This window comes from Asticcacaulis sp. YBE204 (genome assembly GCF_000495855.1).
In the GTDB taxonomy this organism is placed as follows: Bacteria; Pseudomonadota; Alphaproteobacteria; order Caulobacterales; family Caulobacteraceae; genus Asticcacaulis.
In genome coordinates this window covers 12,985-31,563 of record NZ_AWGF01000010.1, presented here as the reverse complement: position 1 = coordinate 31,563, position 18,579 = coordinate 12,985, and the positions used below count along the sequence as shown (strand labels likewise).

At 58.8% G+C, this 18,579-nt stretch carries 12 protein-coding genes; 7 read left to right on the top strand and 5 right to left on the bottom strand.

Features of this window, described 5'->3' with window-relative positions; all coding sequences use genetic code 11:
• Positions 1-229: 229 nt before the first annotated feature.
• On the bottom strand, positions 230-2,299 hold the full coding sequence (locus tag AEYBE204_RS32140) for a ParB/RepB/Spo0J family partition protein (protein ID WP_023462673.1): 2,070 nt from the start codon (positions 2,297-2,299) through the stop codon (positions 230-232).
• Positions 2,300-2,791: 492 nt separating this feature from the next.
• On the opposite strand from AEYBE204_RS32140, the gene AEYBE204_RS32135 reads away from it, so the two are divergent.
• The 7 genes from AEYBE204_RS32135 (at position 2,792) to AEYBE204_RS0120410 (ending at position 11,736) form a co-directional block, all read left to right on the top strand.
• Positions 2,792-3,946, top strand: a complete 1,155-nt coding sequence (locus AEYBE204_RS32135; RefSeq protein ID WP_023462672.1) for an SAVED domain-containing protein — start codon at positions 2,792-2,794, stop codon at positions 3,944-3,946.
• Positions 3,939-5,144, top strand: coding sequence for a nucleotidyltransferase (locus AEYBE204_RS32130; protein WP_023462671.1), 1,206 nt, complete (start codon positions 3,939-3,941; stop codon positions 5,142-5,144). The genes AEYBE204_RS32135 and AEYBE204_RS32130 overlap by 8 nt, the downstream gene beginning before the upstream one ends.
• Positions 5,145-5,994: 850 nt before the next feature.
• Positions 5,995-6,630, top strand: a complete 636-nt coding sequence (locus tag AEYBE204_RS32125) for a GntR family transcriptional regulator (RefSeq protein ID WP_023462670.1) — start codon at positions 5,995-5,997, stop codon at positions 6,628-6,630.
• 120 nt (positions 6,631-6,750) lie between these two features.
• On the top strand, positions 6,751-9,072 hold the full coding sequence (locus tag AEYBE204_RS32120; RefSeq protein ID WP_162148410.1) for a P-loop NTPase fold protein: 2,322 nt from the start codon (positions 6,751-6,753) through the stop codon (positions 9,070-9,072).
• Between the two features lie 109 nt (positions 9,073-9,181).
• On the top strand, positions 9,182-9,331 hold the full coding sequence (locus tag AEYBE204_RS40360) for a benenodin family lasso peptide (RefSeq protein WP_023462668.1): 150 nt from the start codon (positions 9,182-9,184) through the stop codon (positions 9,329-9,331).
• Positions 9,332-9,385: 54 nt separating this feature from the next.
• A complete protein-coding gene (locus tag AEYBE204_RS39565) occupies positions 9,386-10,027 on the top strand; it encodes a lasso peptide biosynthesis B2 protein (RefSeq protein WP_023462667.1) in 642 nt (213 codons plus the stop codon).
• The gene (locus AEYBE204_RS0120410; protein WP_023462666.1) at positions 10,027-11,736 is read left to right on the top strand and encodes an asparagine synthase C-terminal domain-containing protein; all 1,710 of its coding nucleotides are present in this window, start codon (positions 10,027-10,029) and stop codon (positions 11,734-11,736) included. The genes AEYBE204_RS39565 and AEYBE204_RS0120410 overlap by 1 nt, the downstream gene beginning before the upstream one ends.
• A gap of 3 nt (positions 11,737-11,739) precedes the next feature.
• Here the strand turns inward: AEYBE204_RS0120410 and AEYBE204_RS32110 are convergent, their stop codons facing one another.
• The 4 genes from AEYBE204_RS32110 to AEYBE204_RS32090 all read right to left on the bottom strand — a co-directional run bounded on the left by AEYBE204_RS32110 (position 11,740) and on the right by AEYBE204_RS32090 (position 18,530).
• Complete coding sequence (locus AEYBE204_RS32110) at positions 11,740-14,094, bottom strand: prolyl oligopeptidase family serine peptidase (protein ID WP_162148409.1); 2,355 nt, start codon at positions 14,092-14,094, stop codon at positions 11,740-11,742.
• Positions 14,095-14,166: 72 nt separating this feature from the next.
• The gene (locus AEYBE204_RS32100; RefSeq protein WP_023462663.1) at positions 14,167-16,716 is read right to left on the bottom strand and encodes a TonB-dependent siderophore receptor; all 2,550 of its coding nucleotides are present in this window, start codon (positions 16,714-16,716) and stop codon (positions 14,167-14,169) included.
• A gap of 115 nt (positions 16,717-16,831) precedes the next feature.
• Positions 16,832-17,770 carry a FecR domain-containing protein gene (locus AEYBE204_RS32095; protein ID WP_023462662.1) on the bottom strand — a complete coding sequence of 313 codons (939 nt, stop codon included), beginning with the start codon at positions 17,768-17,770 and terminating at the stop codon, positions 16,832-16,834.
• 76 nt (positions 17,771-17,846) lie between these two features.
• Positions 17,847-18,530, bottom strand: a complete 684-nt coding sequence (locus tag AEYBE204_RS32090; protein ID WP_081724690.1) for an RNA polymerase sigma factor — start codon at positions 18,528-18,530, stop codon at positions 17,847-17,849.
• Positions 18,531-18,579 lie beyond the last annotated feature (49 nt).

Here is an 18,579-nt window from a genome sequence, read left to right as displayed (position 1 = left end):
GAGCCACCTTTCCGGCATCCGAACTCTGCCAGCCTGTTCCCGACCGAAGCCCCGAACGGCTGCCATTGCGGGGCCTGCCAGCGGTCGAAATGCCCCCTCAACCCACCCCCGTGGGCAGCGCTGCGGGGTCTTTTCGCGGCGGCGCGGCTAAATAAGAAAGCCCCGCGCCACCGGCGCGGGACCGTATAAAACGAAAAGACCGGGACCGCGCAAGCGGCCCCGGTCCCCCCTACTCTGCGGCTTCGGGCAGGTCCGGCAGACCGTCCGTTCCCTCCGGTGCGGGCAGCGCGCACGGCGCGTCTGGCTCCTGCTGATCCGGCAGTACCGGTGTGCGCAGACACATAGGCAGCCAACCCGTCGCGGCCACCAGTTGCTCGGCGGCAGCGGCCATTTCGGGCTTTTTCAGCTTGGTCAGGCGCACGGCGGCTTCGTCGCCAACGGCTTGACGCACGGCAGCGAGTATCTGGCCCTTGGTCACGCGGCTGAAATAGCTGCGCGCGGTTGGACGCCAGTGGCCTGTCATATCCAGACCGATGTGCGCCGCCATTTCGACGGACGCCGCATAGGCCGCCTTGGGCATGTAGGGCTGCACCACGGCGAAGACGGTCGAGGCCGTGCAATGGGCCAAGAGCGCGCCCAAGGTTTCCGCGTCGAGTGTCTGGATGTGCGCCCACAGGTCGCGCGGGTCTTCGGGAAGCCCTTCGGCCCATGCCTCGTGACGGGTGTTCAGCGCCGCTGCCGTAGGCGTCTCGTCCAGACCGTCCGCATACTGTTCGATGGGGGCTCTGCGGGCGGTGATGTCGAGACAGGTGACGCTGCGCTGATTATAGAAGGTGTCGAGCGTCAGTTTATGGACGAGGAAGCGCGCGGCCAGTTCCGGCTGTTCGGCCAGTGCATAGCGCAGGGCGAGCGTTCGGTGGGTGGTCAAGTCGCGCAGAAGCAGGTCGGACAACGGCACGTCCTCCGCTATGTCGCCTTCCCCTTCTTCGTCCTCACCCGCGACGCTGCCGGGTTCGTTGCCGTCACGGGCAAGGCCGTCCGTTTCGTCGTCGGTCTCCGGCGCGTCGGCGTCTTCGTCTTCGGGTTCGTCTTTGGGCTCTGGCACCTCGTCCTCGGGGCGGATCAGGCCTCGTGTGAGGTTGATCGTGCCGTCATGGGCGAGACTGACAAAGACACCGCCGCGCGCGATATCTTCGGGGAGATAGGCGTCTTCGAGCGCTTCGAGGCGCTCGATTTCGGTTTCCAGTTCACCCGCCTGACGGTCTATGTCATCGGGCAGCTCGTCGGCCCCTTCGAAGGGGGCGACCAGTGCTTCAAGGGCTTCCTGCGCGGCTAAAAGCGCCGCACTGTCGTCTGCGGACAGGTCTTGCGTCTCCTTGTAAACGCGGCCCCATCCGTTGCTATAGGGGTAATCCATAGCGACTTCGGCCCATTTCCAGCCTTCGGCTTGGCGGGTCGCGGCGGCGACCTGCGCCAGATGCTGCATCACCAGTTGGTCGAGCAGCGCCGCATCGGTGAAATAGCCGCCGCCGTCTTCGGTGAACAGATCGCGCTCAATGACGCCCCCGGCGCTTTCATAGGCCTGCATTCCGATCAGCTTGGCGCGGCGGTCGGTGTGCGACACCTGCCCTTCGGTCAGGAGGCGTTTGATATGGAAAGCGTCATTATAGACGCCTTTCAGTCGGTCGAAGGCCGCTTCCTGACGGGCGTGGTCTTCGGTGACGGCGTAGGCCATCAGTTGGGTCAAGGTCAGCTTTTCGTCGCGGTAGGCCTGCATCAGGACGGGTGAGACGGCTCCCAAACGCAGGCGTTGCTTGACGGTATGCTCCGACACGCCAAAGCGCGCGGCGATCTCGGCGGCGTCCATACCGCGATCGATATTGAGGGCGCGGAACGCCTCGTACTGATCGGCGGGGGTCATGGCTTCGCGGGTCACGTTTTCGTCCAGACTGACCTCATGGGCGTCATCGGTTTCGCGGATGACGCAGGGCATGGGCGTGTCGCGGGGGATTTCGGCATCCTTGGCGCGGGCGATTTGGGCCAGTCTGCGCCCCTCGCCCGCCGTGACGAAATAGAAGCCAGTTTCGGTTCCGTCCTCGCCCACTTCGGGTTTGACGATCAGGTTTTGCAGGATGCCCTTGGCGGCGATACTGGCGCGCAAGCTGGCCAGCGATGCGGCGCTATGCGGGGTCTTGCGGGCGTTGTCAGGGGATTTGATCAGACGATCCAACGGGATCAGGGTTTGAAAGCCGGACTGAACCAGATCGGTAGAGCCGGGCTTGAGGACAAGTTTGGACATAGCCAGTTCCTTTCGTAGGCTAGGGTTTCAGCGGGCAAGAGGCCCCGCTGAAACCCTGCCCGTCGGCGAGACCGGGGTAGCAAGCGCAAGGGCGGCCGGGCGGAGGGGGATCACCCGACCTGCACAAGCGATGACTGCTGTGTCCTATGTCTAAACTGAGCGCGCGGAAGGCCGGGGAGACCGCCCGGCCGGGCCGGAGGCCCCTGCCCTTGGGCGCGCGAGGGCGGAGCCCTTAGACCTGATATTTTTTTCGAATGTGCCCCAATATTTTGACCGACGTGTTGACGCTCTGTTCTCGTTGCGCCCTAGCGAATCGGCATTTTCATCGTTAATCTATCCACGGAGATTGCTGCATCGTTCCCGATTCGGGCGCATCTCGTTCCCATATTTAGTAGGTCAACAGAAAATTCGCCCACAACATATTGACTCTCGGAAAAATCAGCGCATTTATGATTAAGGCTCGTTCAGACGGTTGGTTTACCGGGGGAAGTGGTGCGCAAGGCTGTTAGTCAACGAAATAAGCTGATCCTTTGGACGCGCGGCGGTGGTCGATGCTATCTCTGCAATTGTGCGCTGCTGGGCGACCTCATTTCAGGCAAAGACAAGCTCAATAAGGGCTACATCGCGCACATTGTCGCTGCCGAAATAGACGGCCCACGGGGCGACCCGATCCGCTCACCGCTGCTCTGCGACGATGTGGAAAATCTGATCCTGTTGTGCGACGCGCATCACCGTTTGATCGATGTCGAAGCGGTAGCGGAATATTCCGAACCTCGTCTCCAACAGATCAAGCGTGCGCATGAGGCTCGCGTGGAGGCCGTCACCGAGATCACCGCGGATCGTGGAACGCACATGCTGTTCTACAGCGCCCGTATCGGAGAACACGACTGCCCTATACAGGCGCAGGACGCGCGGTCAGCAGTCTTACCCGCCTACTATCCGAAAGATCGGCACCCGATCGCCTTAGACGTAGCGCGCAGTGAGTATGCAGACAACGAGGCACAATACTGGCAGTTTCAGATTGAAAACCTGAACCGACAGTTCGAGCGCAAAGTTCGCCCTCTTCTTGCCGACGGGCACATCGATCACCTGTCCGTTTTTGGCTTAGCCCCTCAGCCGCTGCTCATACATCTGGGGCGGCTATTATCCGACCTTCGGAAAGTTCGCGTTCACCAGTTGCATCGCGAACCTAAAGGTTGGGACTGGCGAAACGAGAGACCTCCCGTCGTTTATAAGACCGACCGGACAGGCCATGGCCGCACGATCGCCCTGAAAATCGGCATCAGCGCCACGATCGTTGATGAACGGATAACGCGGTGTCTGGGCGAAGATACGACAATTTGGTCGTTGTCAGCGGAGGGGGCGCACAACGACATCCTTCACAGCGAAGGGGATTTGCAAACCTTCCGGTCCACCTGCCGTCGTCTATTCGACGCGATTAAAGCTGCTCACCCTGACGCAACCGACCTTCATATTTTTCCCGCGATGCCGGTCTCCACGGCTATCGAACTGGGCCGGATATGGATGCCTAAGGCCGATCTTCCCCTTCATATTTATGACGAGAACCGAACGGCCGGTGGTTTTTTCCATCGCCACAGTCTCGGCGGCGTCTCAATTCCGAAAACGGAGGAACCTATCTATGGATGATCGTCATTTCGCTCGCCAAATTCAGGATGCTCGCATCCGTAAGGCCGCCGCCTTCAGCTTGGTTGAGACCTATTGCCAACAACTCGAACCGAGCGCGACGCAGGAAAAGCGCGCTAAGGAAAGCTATGAGGCGGTGGGTGACTGGCTGGCGACCTCAGACCATCCTGTCCTGACTTGTACGCTCATTTACCCGCAAGGGTCCGCGTCTACCGGCACTATGGTGAAACCCCTACAGGGAAACGAACACGATGTGGACCTTATCAGCCTTCTGAAGGGTGCCACCAAGTTTACACCGCCCGCTGACGTGAAAAAGGCGATCGGCGACCGCTTGGCTTCCAACGGTCTCTATCGCGACAAGTTGCAGGAGATGGCCCGTTGCTGGCGCATCAATTACGCCAATGAATTCCACCTCGACATTACGCCGTCGATCAAAAACCCGGATTGCGCCAATGGCGGGGAACTGGTTCCCGATAAAAACCTGAGTCAGTGGAAGCCGTCCAATCCGTTAGGCTTCCGCGACTTGTTCAATCGTCGAGCGGCCCTACGCCCCGTTTCCCGACTGCGGAAGGCGGACAGCGTAGCGGCATCGGCGGAAATCGTTCCTTTCCCCAAAACCAGTCCTATCAAGGGTGTCCTTCGCCGCACGGTTCAACTGCTGAAGCGGCACAGGGACGTGTATTTCAAGAATCGCGATCTTTCCCTCGCGCCGCTGTCGATCATAATCTCGACGCTCGCCTCCAGAAGCTATGAGTGGTGTGTGCAGCAGGACCGGGACGAAGACGATGACTTCGGGCTTCTGCTCGACACGATCAGACTGATGCCCCACTATATCTATGCACCGGTCATTCAAGACCGCCAGCATTGGTTCGTCATGAATGAAACCACGGATGGCGAGAATTTCGCCGAAAAATGGAACCTGGAGCCCGCGCGGGCACAGTCGTTCTACGCTTGGCACGCTCGTGCGCTCGCCGACTTTACCCGGTTGCTGGAATTCGAAGGCCTCGATGCCATGGGTACGGAGTTGAGCGATTTTCTTGATCGCCAGACCGTCGAAAAAGCCGTCGCCGCGGTCACGTCGCAAGTCTCGGCTGCCCGCACGTCAGGCCGCCTCGTTGCCGGCGTCGGTGGCTTGGCCGCCGTCACAGCCCCAGCACTCGTCACAACGCCGGTACGCGCCAATACCTTTTTCGGGAAATAGCGCACGGATGAAGGCCCTAACCCCCACACAGCACCTCATTCGCCTGCGCCGCAGTCCCATTTATGTGGGTGAAGGTACTGTGCGAAACAGTGTGCTTACGTGGCGATACGACCGAAAACCAACTATCTTTAGCCGTTGGTACAAGATGCGTTTGAATTACCGCCGGGGTGACTCGCCGAAGATCTATGTCGACGATCCTGACCTTCGCCTTCTCGCTGACGGTCGTGATCTGCCTCATGTGTATGAACAGCGCCCGGCCCGCCTCTGCCTTTATCTCCCTACCTCGCGTGAATGGACGCCCCTCTCCTTTTTCGATGAGACTATTCTGCCTTGGGCTGACCTCTGGCTACACTACTACGAAGACTGGCTGTTTTCCGATGAATGGAAAGGCGGCGGCGTGCACCCTGAGAGTGAGGGAATACAGAATCGAGCGGATCGGCGTCGACAGCAGGTTGAGCGCCGACAATTGGGACGTTAGGCGTCTATCTTGTGCTGCAACGGCGCAAGCCAATCGACTCATCCTAAAGTGGGTTGCCGACCGAGGTCGTTTTTCGCGCCTATTATACCCCTTAAAAAGGGTGAACCGAAAATGCACACGCAATTGTGACACTTTCGCACCGGTAGTGGTTAACCCCTTCTCGCAGTTGCGTTATAATTGGATTATAATTCAATTTTTAGAAAAAAACGTAGTGCAACCAAATACATTTTTCCAAATCTACGGCGGCACACACCCCACAACTCTTGATTTAAAGGTATTACTGACACAAACTTTCCTCCTCGCCAGAAACCGGCGCGTGGCGGACCAATTACAGGCCTGAACTACGCCGGGGCGGCGACAGGAGTGTAACCCATGGTGGGTAAACCGCTGGCGTTTGAGAAGGTGTACGCGATCATCAAACAGGCCCTAATGGAGGGGCTGTTCTGGCCGGCCCAGCGTATCGACAATGACCGGCTTAAAGCGCTTGTGGGCACCAGCCACATTCCGATACGCGAAGCCCTGCGACGCCTGTCTGCTGAAGGGTTAGTGGAAGCCCATCGCCGCGAAGGGTTTTCGGTCCCTGCGGTCACTGAGCCTGGTCTTGAAGGCCATTACGAATGGCTGCACGTTTCAGTCCTCTACGCCGCTCGCAAAGGCACACCACCGCGCCCTGATATTTTAGCGCAAATCGATTTTGACGGTATGCGCACCCTACCGATCGCGGAGGCTACATCGCGGTTCTTTCTGGCCATTGCGATTGCGTCCGGTAATGACGGTATGGAAGCCTCGGTACGTCGCGCGAACGACTGCCTGCATCTTGTTCGCACACTCAAGGAAACGCTCCTTCCGGATCGGGCGGCTGAACTCGAAAATCTTATCCGAACTTGGCAAACGGGCCCCCTTCTCGCATTTGAGACTTCACTGGCAGACTACTTTCAGAGGCGTCTTGCGATCGTTCCGGAAATCGTTCGCCTTCTGCATCTTCGTTCGGCCTTCGCGCAAAAATAACTCGCGTTTGCAACGGCGATTATCCCTAGCCCACCTCCCGATTATTTTTGCCTTGGAATCAACTATAGGTCGGCCATGCTGTTCGGCTGGATAACGAGTCGCGCACATGGGAGGGGTACCGTGAAGATTACGTTTGAAATTCCATTTCTAAGTGGCAAGCCAAAGACCGTTCTGACCAATGAAGCTGCTCTGTTCTCGGCGGAAGCGCCTATCACAACGGCTGCGCAGGATTTGTTGGGCCGCAAAGCCTTTTCGGAATCTATTGCGAAAGTGTTGTCGAACTGGACCGGCGATCACAGCCTTGTCGTCGCTCTGCGCGGACCGTGGGGTTCTGGAAAATCATCGGTCAAAAATCTGATTACAGAAGTCATTGAGGTTCAGTCCCCTCCGACAACCGTACTGCACTTCAACCCTTGGCAATATGACGAAGGCGCATCAATTACTGCGGCCTTCTATCGGGAAATAGGTAGCGCGCTCGGTCAGACCAAAGATCCGTTGAAAGGGTGGGAGCGCCGACATGCGCTTAAACAATATGCCAGCTACTTCACGGCCATTGCGTCACCTCTCAAAAAGGCTTCGGAAAACCTTCTGAAATGGTTCGGTTGGCTGGCCGCCGCGGGATTAATTTCCGTCGGAATTTTGCAATTCGTCACTCCAGGCTGGCTCAAGCTGGGCGCCACCATTCTGACATGCCTCGGCGGAGGAAGCTGGCTGATCGGCAAACTGCTAACAGCGTTCGCCGGTTCGGAGAAGCCTGACAAGCCCATTCGTTTGGTGCGAACACACCTGGAAAAGGTTCTCAAAAAGCTTGAGCGGCCCCTGATCGTCGTCATTGACGATATAGATAGACTTGAGCCTGAATCTATTCGCCTGATCTTCCGCCATGTGAAAGTCAACGCGGACCTACCCAATATCAGTTACCTCCTTCTGTTTCAAAAGGACATCGTTGAGAATGCGCTCGCGCCGGTTTCGGGAGACAATGGGCGGCAATATCTCGAAAAAATCGTGCAGGCCAGTTTCGATATTCCGACCGTCGAGGGGGCGCGCGTCGAGAAGGTGCTGTTTGATGCGCTAAATCGAATATTCGAAAACGTCCTGACAACCGAAAACGGGTTTGAACAGGTCCGATGGGGTAATATCTACCATGGAGGTATGAAGCGGCATTTCCGCACTTTGCGAGACGTTCACCGATATACGGCTGCGGCTGCGGTTCAGGCTAAGCTGCATGAAGGCAGCCATACCTTCGAGGTCAACGTCGTCGATCTGATGGCGCTTGAAACGCTTCGCCTTTTTGAGCCGGAAGTCTTCGAGGCGATCGCTCGGAACAAAGATCTCCTCACCAAAACCCACCACGCTCAAGTGAATGGGGATGCCGAAAGGATTCGAAATATAATTCCCGCCGAACTGCCTGCTGACCGTCGTGCGGCGATTGAACCGTTTCTGCGCGAGCTCTTCCCTTCGGCGGATTGGGCTTTTCAGGGCGGCATGCACTATGATGGTGAATTCGCAGTAGAATGGTCAGCACAGAAGCGGGTGTGTTCGCGCCGAATGTTTGATCGCTATTTCACCCTCCGCCTGCCGGACGATATGATTAGCGAATCGGAATTCGCGGAAGTGCTTGCTGCTAGTCATGACCGAGATAGGCTCGATAGCCTGTTCGCCTCTTTGAAAGAGCGTGGCCTCCTGTCAGCCTTGATGAACCGGTTTGATGAAATCCGGAGCAGTTTGCCGCTTGCGAACATCGGAACACTGGCACCCGCAATCATGGATCTCGCGGAAACCCTGGAACGCACATCTGGGCTTTTCGGGGCGGCGCCCTACACGGCCGGTTGGCGCAGCGTTTTTTGGTACATGCTCCAAACTTCCGATCTCGAAACCCGAGGGCAGTTCTTTCTCGACGCCCTCCTTAGAGCCCAGGGACTTTCAGTCGCGGCCACATTAATATCAATTGACGCGGGCCGTGACGGAAAGCGCTCGCCGCCAGAGCGCACATTGATGACGGACACCCAGCGCGCTCGTGCCGAGTTATTATGGGTCATTAAACTGAAGGCGAAACTACCCGATGTGGAAGCCCTTATAAGTCACCCGCAGTTTGTTTCCCTTCTATTTCGTTGGCGGGAATTTGAAAACGAACAAGTCGTCAGATCGTGGCTCGCCGAGGTAACCCAAACGGACAGAAATCTCGTAAAGGTGTTGGAGGGCTTTGAACACACACGTCATATGCAGACGTGGGGCGATCACGTGTCAACAGCCATCACCGAACTGTCTGTCCGAGACGTTAGCCAGCTTTTCGACCTGAACGAGCTAACCCGTCGGCTGAGCCACATTCCCGCCAACTCGTTACCCGAGGCGCTTTCCGTGAAAGTGCCAGAATACATGCGCCTTCTGCAAAGGGAACTGGATCGGCGAGCAGGCATCGCCGTACCTGACGACGACGATTAGCCCCCATTATAATCGGATTATAATCGGATTATAAAATTCATATACCCGCGTTCCGATCCTACGCTCATAACGCCATGAACTGCATGGTTTTCTGACATAGGAGAGTAAGATGCGTACCAATGACAAGCCCGTCGACTATGCTCCGCTGGTCGAAGACATCATCGAACTGGGCACCGCCAGCGTCGAAACGCAAGGTGGCGCCCAAGGCGGCCCGGAGCCGTCGGACCAGCAGAACCGCATGGGTATTTCCGAAGACTGAGCCCACTCGCACGCAGGTGCTTAGCACCTGCGTGCTCTAAACAGCGCGTGGATCATGTCTTATATCGCCTCCCCTCACCTGTTTCACTGCACCATCGGCGACCGCGTCATCTGTCTGGACGTACGCACTGATCGGTATTTTCAATTGAACGACCCGTTGCGCGGCGTATTCCTCGATGCCTTATCGGGTCACGCTGCGGCGGGTGTGTCATTGTCGCGCCTGATATCAGCCGACCTGTTGCGCACCCATGACGGCCCGCAGCCTCAACGTAATTTTCCGCCAACGGCGACAGACAGTGTGGTTGAGACAAAGGCATCGGCTGCGCCCTCGTGGCCTAACCTTCCGGAAATCGGTCTACTTACCGCTGCGTCGATGATCGGCGTCAAAACGACGCCCCTACACCAGTTGCTATCGCGCGCGCGGACGTCCCTCCCCAAACGTACAAAGACCCCGGATCTGGCGACCGCTGCGGCCCAATTTAATACGACGCGCCGCTTGGTCCCTCTTCCCCGGGTCTGCCTTCACGATTCTCTGGCCATGAAGCGGTTTTTGGGCCGGCGCGGCTTCGACGTGGTTCTCGTGTTCGGCGTAGCGCTTAACCCGTTTTCCGCCCATTGCTGGCTCCAGGCGGGGTCGACCGTCCTGAACGATACTCTGGATCGCGCTATCCGTCACACCCCACTTCTGGCGATCTGATGAGGCGGACATACCTCTGCATCATCGCCAAGGGGACGGCTTTCGCGTCGGCATTCCGTGAAGCGCAGATCGCCCGCATGGCTACGAGAACGCTGGATCTGGTTTATGATCGTGCCAATGTCCTTCTTTTTGCCACGCCAGACCTCCCCTTTCGCCCCTTGATTTCAGATCACGGCCTCGTCCTCGGTGACCTGTTCGGGCGGACCACTGGTACCCCGGCCGAACCACCCGCCAACGCCAAGGATGTAGTTTCGCTGCTGGAGCGGTATTGGGGCAGTTACATAGCGCTTTTCACAGTTCATCATCCCACCCTTCTGCGTGATCCAGGGGGCGGATTGGCCTGCTTCACCACCTCCGATGCGGACGCCTTCTACTACGCTTCGTGTGTTGACGAATTGACAGGCGCGACGGCGACCGCTCCTCGGATCGACTGGTCTCAACTTTGCCATCGCCTGCATTTTTCCGGCGTACGCACGCGACGAACGGCCCTAGCCGACGTCGAAGAAGTTCTGCCGGGTTGCGCCGTCCAGCATGAGATGGAACGATCCGTCACACACACCGCTTGGACCCCTTGGGACTATACGGGTTTTCAACCTAGCTATCCATCGGACAGCCTGAAATCCCAGGTCCGCCGGGCAGTCGATCATAGCGTCACTGCCTGGTCTCGCGTCAGTCAGAATATACTTATTGAGTTGTCCGGAGGGTTGGACTCCTCGATCGTAGCGGCGTCCCTGATCGGTCGGAAGCCCCAGCCGCACTGCGCCAACCTCGTCACCCCCGGCGGGGGTGCTGATGAGCGGCGATATGCGCAACCGATGGCCGATACACTTGGCGTCGCGCTTCATACGCTTCCACTCTTATCGGAACCAGTGGAATTGCCACATGCCTTGGCTGTGAAGCTGCCACTGCCGGGCGTCGGCGTACTGCAATCAGCGGTCGACGTCGTGCTGGCAGCAGAGGCGCGGCGTATTGGGGCGACTGACTTTTTCTCCGGCGGTGGGGGCGACAACGTGTTTTGCTATCTGCATACGGCGGCCCCCGCCACCGACGCCCTTCGCACCTTCGGCCTAAGCGCCCCCTTCTTCCAAGCGGTTCGGAATCTGTCGCACCTGCACGAATGTTCCTACTGGACGGCCCTGCGTCTGGCGGCAAAAAAGCACCTGAAATCCTCACGGCGCGTACCGAAATCGAATGGACGCTTTCTCGCCACCGATGAAGTGCCGGCGTTTCAGGTTCATCCTTGGATGGATGCTCCAAAAGCGGCTTTACCAGGCAAGTTTGAACACGTCTTGGCGCTGATCCGCGCACAGAACCTGTACGACCTTCAGGAGCGAACGCAACTCGGACCGATCCGCTATCCCCTTTTGTCGCAGCCTGTGATGGAGGCCTGTTTGGCGGTACCGAGTTGGATGTGGATCGATCAGGGCCGCAACCGGTCGCTGGCGCGCGACGCCTTTGCTGATCGCCTCCCACCTCTGGTGGCCGGGAGACGCACGAAGGGGGAGTTCACCGGCTTCTGTGGTGAGGTTTACGAGACCCATAAGCCCTTCCTGCGCCATTACCTGCTGGGCGGATTGCTGGCGGAACATCGCCTCATCGATACCCAAGCCATAGAAGCTTATCTCACTGCACCCACGCCCGCGCGCGACATTGGCTTCTGCGTACTGCTCGATTTGGCGGGCGTTGAGACCTGGTGCCGACAGTGGTGAGTTTCACAGCCAGCGCTTGAACCATGCCACCTGACGGCGGGTGGCGTCGCGGATATTGCCGGGGCTCGATAGGACGTGACTGTCGCCCCAATAGGTGTCGAGTTCCGTTGGCACCCCCGCTGCCTGCTTGGCCAGGAACATCTTCTCCACTGCCGGAAGGGAAACGTCGTTTTCACCATACAGTATCAAGGTCGGTGTCTTATAATTAGCCAGATTGTAGAGGGGGCTGTCGGCGGTAAAGCGCCCGACGCCACTGATCGGATCAGCCCCATAGGCGTATGGCACATTCGGCGCTTCGAGATAATGCCGTCGCGCCTGCACTATGGCGGGCGCGCAGTCTAGCCGTTGGATTTCAGAGGTTACTGAAAGGTCAGTGTCAAAGCTGTCGGGAAACGGCGCAGCGGCGACAATCGCTTTGAAGCGATCGGTCTGCGCCCCTAGCGCCAAGGCGGCATAGCCGCCATTGGAATGGCCATAAAACCCGTAAGTCCCGGCCTTGATATCTTCGCGGCGGTCAAGCGCGTCCAGCGCCGGCAGCACCTCGTCAGCCACCCGCCGGAAGGGCGCGTTATACTCAACTGCGCTCTCGATCGGGAACGCCGCGTGAAACACCGCAAAGCCTTCGGCCAGCAGCGCCTGTATCATCCAGGCCGAGCGACTATTGACGCGACCGAGCCGGGATCGCACGTCGGGGGCATATTGCGGATAGGCGTAAACGACAACGGGCGGCTTCGTCTGAAGCTCCGGATGGGTCGGCCAATAAAGGACGCCGGTTCGAGCGTACCCCGCCACAGCCGAATAAGACACGACTTCCGGGCGCGCTTCCCGAACCTCCGCCACATGCTGATTGCAAAGATAGCGCGTGCGGGGCAACGCTCGACAAGATGGCCATTCGATGAGGCGCGTGGCGTCGTGCGCATCCTCGAAGCCAAGCAGTCCGACGTACGCCGGATGCCGAAAGGTCATATCCAGAGGCCGCGCTGCGGTCGGCTCCGGCTGAGTCGTCATACCGCCCGCTGTCACGCAGTACCGTTTGCGCGCGCCCCCGTGGCCACTTACAAACACTACGGCACCGCCGCCGGTGGCCAGGGTATCAGGTTCCACCATATCGACGGTAATGACCTCTGGCGAAGCCTGTGACCACACCGTCAGACGGGTGCCGACCAGCACCAGCACCTTCTCCCCGCTTCGCTCGACCCGTCCGCCAATCGACCGGCCCAAGGGGCGACGGGCGTCTCCGAATGTCGGTCGATTGACTGGAAGTCCTCCCGACAACATCTCATCGCTCTCCGCCACATAGGCATGGGCGCGCACGATCGCGTCGAGAGGTGACGGAGCCGCCTCAATTCTCACATTACCATCGGCACCACGACACCACACGGCACTATCGCCCGGCTGATCCGAATAACGCGTGCGATGCGGCACGGCGAGACGTTTCCCATCATACGACCAGAGGGGCGCAAAGGCTGCGGGCTGCCCCCCCACCCCCCGAAAATTGGTCCCTTGCACGGCACCATCTTCAAGCGAAACCAGATCAAGGCGCAACTCAACCCGCGTGTCTTCATAACCTCCCGCCGTTTCACCCAACGGCGCGGGCATCGGTCGCCCCGCCGGTAAAGGTGGCCTGCCTTCGGCGCGAACGACCGCCAGCCGCTTATGATCTGGCGCGAAGGCTACCGCGCGAATATCGCCGGTCGCCCGAACGCGATGCGCCGAACTCGTCAGATTCAATTCGACCAATTGTGCACCCGCGCCACAGGTTGCGGTATCGTCACTGCGCCATCGGCGCACAGATAAGTCGCCCTCTATCGCTCTTTCGGATAAAGCTGCGTTGCGGGTAGAACTGTCGAGCCCATTAAGCGAACGGGGGCGATAGGCGCCACCGTTCACGACGATCAGGATACGATTGTCATCCCGCCAGCACAGGCACGCTGCACGCCCTTGATGAGGGAAAAGGTGCGCTGTGACGTCCAGGCTTTGGGGCAAATCGGACCCCCATATTTTTGCACGGGTTTTGACATTATAAACCTCAAGTCGAACGCGACCGGACCGATCGACGCGCGGCACGGCCAGACGCGCGCCGGAAGGTGAAAAGACAGGTGTCAGCGCCCAATCAGGTCCATGGGTCACACGCTCAAAACGGTCATCGGCCTTCGCCAGCCAGACGTCGCACCGCGGCGTTACCTGCGTGTCGCTCTGCGTGAAAAAACCCCGGGCGGTCAAAGGGCGTTGAATCAGTGCGGCCCAAACATCACCCTTCAAATTGAAAACGATATCGATCAGGGATTCGCGCTTGAGATAGTCGTCGATATCGAAAGGACGCCCGGCCGCACCCGCTGCCCAGGCCGCATCACGCAAGCATAGGGCCGCACCTGCACCGGCGAGCCAGGCCCGCCGGTGCAGCGTCACGTTTAAAGGTGACATTGGACTTTAGAAGCGGTGCCGCAGGGTCAGGGCCGTAAATCGTCCGACCGGCGAGGCCGTCGAGCTGTCGAAATATAGCCCCGGATAAGTGGCGCCGGCCCCACGCGCATAGGGCGGATCGCGGTCGAACAGGTTGGTGACGGCCAGTTGTAACTCGCTGTTTCCCTTCGCGGTCAGTTTCCAACTGGCGGTCAGGTCGGCCGTCGTCCACGACGCTATATGTTCGCGCGGGGTAACACCGGTGTCGCTGCCGCCGGAGACATAGTTCACAGTCCCGCTCAGGCGTAGACGCGCCCCTTGCCAGGCCACGCCCGACACCAGACGCGTCGAGGCGGGATAGAACAAGGTCCCTGTGAGGGTCTGTTCGGCCGCACCGGGGATGGTCTGTTGCTTGATGGTCAGGTCGGTCACCGACAGACTAGCGTCAAGACTACCCGTTTGGAGTATAAAGCGTCTGGATAGCCGCAGGTCCACACCCGAAATTTCCTGCGCTGTGGCGTTGACCCAGCGGTCCTTGAGGATGGCGATGGTCTTGGCTTCCGAATAGGCCCCACCCGTGAAGTTATAAAACTGCCCACCGTTATAGAGCGAAGACATGGTCTCAGCCTGCTGGGCTGAGGTCGGATTGCGGATGACGAAGGCCGCATAGGCGGGGTTCGACAAGGCCGCGCCAAAGACGGCGATCGGCACCACTACCCGATCAGTGTAGTCGATGTGGAAATAGGTCGAGGTAACCTTGATCCCCGTGATTGTCTCAGTCCAGTCGAGACCGGCTGTCCATGATGTGGCTTTTTCCGGTTTCAGATTGGGATTGCCGCCATATTCGACGAGAGCCGCCTGATTGGCATCCGTGCCGCCGACGCTGGTGGCGCGGTAATAGTAGATATTCCCGGCGGCGGCCGTCTGGTTGAAATTCGGGGCTTTGAAGGATTTGCCCCAGGTCGCCCGCAGGGTTAGGTTCGGCAAGGGAACGTAGCGCAGGCCGACCTTGGGCGTCGTGGTGTCGCCGAAATCGCTGTAGGCTTCGGTGCGGACGGCGATATTGAGATCAAGACGGTTCATACCGGGGCGATCCGACGGCGTCACCAGCGGCGCGACAGCTTCGACATAGGCGAAACGAATATGGCGCTTGGCCCCTTCTCGCACGCTGCCCACAAAGCCGTAGGTGTCGCGGCGATAACCAAGTCCCGTCGCCACCCGGACCGGGCCGCTGGGCAGAGTGAACAGAATGCCGGTCGCCCCGAATTCGGCGGACTCGCTGCGATTGGTCCAGTTGTTACGTGAGGCGCTCGTAGCCGAATAGGTTTGACGGTCGTCGGCGGCGTCGGAATAGTTCAAATCGAGCGCCAGGGTCCAGTCGGATGTCAGCTTGTAATCGGCGCCGACACCGAGACTGGCTGTCCGCACGGCGGTCCGATCGGTGTAGAGGATCGCCGTCGGATTGTTGCGTTGGGAGGATGCCGACTGCGCTTTAGAGAAAAGCCCTTGGGTTCGCACCGTCACCTTATCGGATAAGGTATGTTCGCCCGCCAGAAACACGGACTTGCGTTCATCTTCACGAATGAGGCTGTTGCCCGACACGACGCCGGACGTGAAATCCCGCTGACCGGCTAAGATCGGGTCTTGGGTCCGGTAGCTGACCCCGATGAGACCGTACCCCGCAGACCAGGTCTTCCCGGCGGTTATATCAGCAGCTTCCTCACCGCCCCCGCCTTGGGTCGCGCCACCGACGCGAACCGCGGTTTCCACGCCGTCGAAATCCTTGCGAAGTTTGAAGTTGACGACGCCTGCCACGGCGTCTGCGCCATAAACGGCCGAGGCACCGTCGGTCAGGATTTCGATGCGTGACAGAGCCGCCAGCGGAATGGCGGAGATATCGGGAGCCTGTGTATAGGCGTTGGCGGGCAAGCGTTTGCCGTTAAGGAGGACGAGGGTTGCATCGGGGCCAAGGCCTCGCAGGTCGATCGTTGACCCGTTGGTTATGTTCGATTGCCCCTGTCGGGAGTTGCCCGCTTGGATGCCGGGGTTCGGGCCGCCCGCGAAGATTTCCGGCTGTGCACGAAGTAGGTCGCCCGTCTGGCCGTACCCCGATCCTTCGATTTCGGCGCGACCGATCTGCTTGACAGGGGAAGCGGTCGCCTCACGCAAGCGGGTGCCCGTGATGACTACTTCCGTGGGTTCGACTTCGTTGACGGCGCTGGCGCTACCTTGTCCCCCTTGCCTCTCCGACACCTTTAGATAAATGGCACCATTACCCTCGGAGGCTACCACAAACCGGGTATTGGCCAACAGAACCGCCAAGGCTTCCTTGCGCGTAAAAGCGCCGTTCAAGGCCGGAGCGGTGGTTTTGGCTGCCTCACCATAGTCGAACATAATGGCGACGCCGGATTGACGCGCATATTCATTTAATGCCGCTGCCGTCGATCTGGCTTCGATATAATAGGCGCGTTTGCCGTCGTCGGCTCCCACGCACGACACAGATAGCACAACCATTCCAGCGGCAAGTGCCCAGGCCGAGGTGCGGGTGGCCCAATAGGAACGCGGTTTTACAAACATGAAATTATCCCCTCAGATGTACGTCACTTTCGTGACAGGCGGCCGTTAGGCGAACGGGGGCGTTACATCGATAGTTGAGAGGGTAAGATTTAATCCCTAGTCGGACAAACCCGAATTATCGGGATAAAATGATGCTGTTGCTTTCATGTGCCACGTGAATATCAAAGGAGGACTCCAATCCTGCCAAAAGCTTCGACGGATCGTGATTGGCAAATCGCCCTCCTATCGGAATAGCTCCAATGTCGGGATCGGCAATGATGATTTTCTTGTCGAGGTATCGATTATACTCCTCGATGACCTCGCTCAGGACCTGACCGCTCAGCACCAATTCGTCGCTTCGCCAACCGGTAAGGAAGTGTAGGTCATTCGACGATACCGAACGCACCCTCCCCGCACCTTGCGTTAGGATGGCCGCCTGATTGGGCGCAACAGTCATCGGATTTGATTGGCCACTGCCAACCGTGGCTGTACCGGACAGGCTGATTAGGTCTAATGAGGTGTCACGTAACCGCGCAATATATTCGCCCGGCGCCAGTTCGGCCGTATGTTTGCCAGCCTGTAGATGTAGAGGGGCTGAGTTGGTCGCCACACGCACCGCCACTTCGCCGCGCTCCAGCCATAACTCGCGGTGGTTGCCTTCTACGTGCCAAGCGGCCTTTGTGTTTGTGTTCAGTTCGAGTTGGCTGCCATCTGAGAAACGGACCGATTTACGCTCTCCGACGGCCGTTTCCGCGCGAACGCGGCCACCGCCGAAATTATAGCCGATAGCGCCCACGGCGACGGCGGCGATGACCCCCGCTGCCAACCGCCCGGTTGTGAGAAACGACCGGCGCGTGGGTTTAGGCAAGGGCTCCACAGGAGCGGTCAATCCCCGAAGCTTCTCCATCTGACGCATGGAGGCGTAGACGCGCGCGAAGGCGGCAGCATGGCGCGGATCGGCCGCGCGCCACGCTTCAAATTCGGCGTGATTTCCTTCACCACTGTCCATCCGCGCAAACCACTGCGCGGCGATCTCCGAAAGTTCGTCGATCGTCGTGGTAGCTTCCGATGTCATGCGATCGTCATCCCGCTCAGCCCAAGGACACGCTCCCGTGTGTACACCGAAGCATAATTCAATTTAAAGCGGTAGTCTAATCAACGTCGCGTACGCCCTTTCGGCGTGCGGCGTTTAGGGCTACGCCTCCTCCCCCCATGGCCTCCACACCTTCCAGGCCAGATTCTACCATCGCCTGATTAAAGAGGAATGCTCCGCGAGCGATGTGGTAGTCGACGCCTTTGACCGTCATATTCAAACGATATGCGATCTCTTTTATCGACAGACCGTCGAGACGCCGCATAATCAGCACGCGCCGCGTCATGTCTGGCATGGCATTAATGGCAGTCAGGCCCACGCGCATCTGTTCTCGGACAGACACAGCTTCGAACCCATTCAGTTCCTGTGTTGCAAATTCCAAGCTTTCAACGTCAGGCAAGGCGCGCATAGACACCACTTTGGACCGCCGAATTCGGTCCACCCCACGAGACATTATTCCCCGCATGACCCAAGTGTGCGGCGTCTTTATCGAGCGCCATGCGTCCCCGGCAAGCAATTCTGCATAGACGTCGTGCACCAGATCGCGGGCCGCGTCACCTTCCCCTGTGAGCCGACGCGCCAACCACAAATACTGCCGCTCGTACGGAACAACATAGTCGGCAAACCAGCGGTCAACATCACGAACCCAAGGAGTTTCAGTCGGGCGCGTCAATACCTGCCGACGTCCCGCTATACGTCGCCTCAACAATGTGGATTTTTCACTAAATGGTACTTTGTCCATTGCTCGTTACCGGCAGGTCAGAAGGAACAAAGTATGGATCACGATCCAT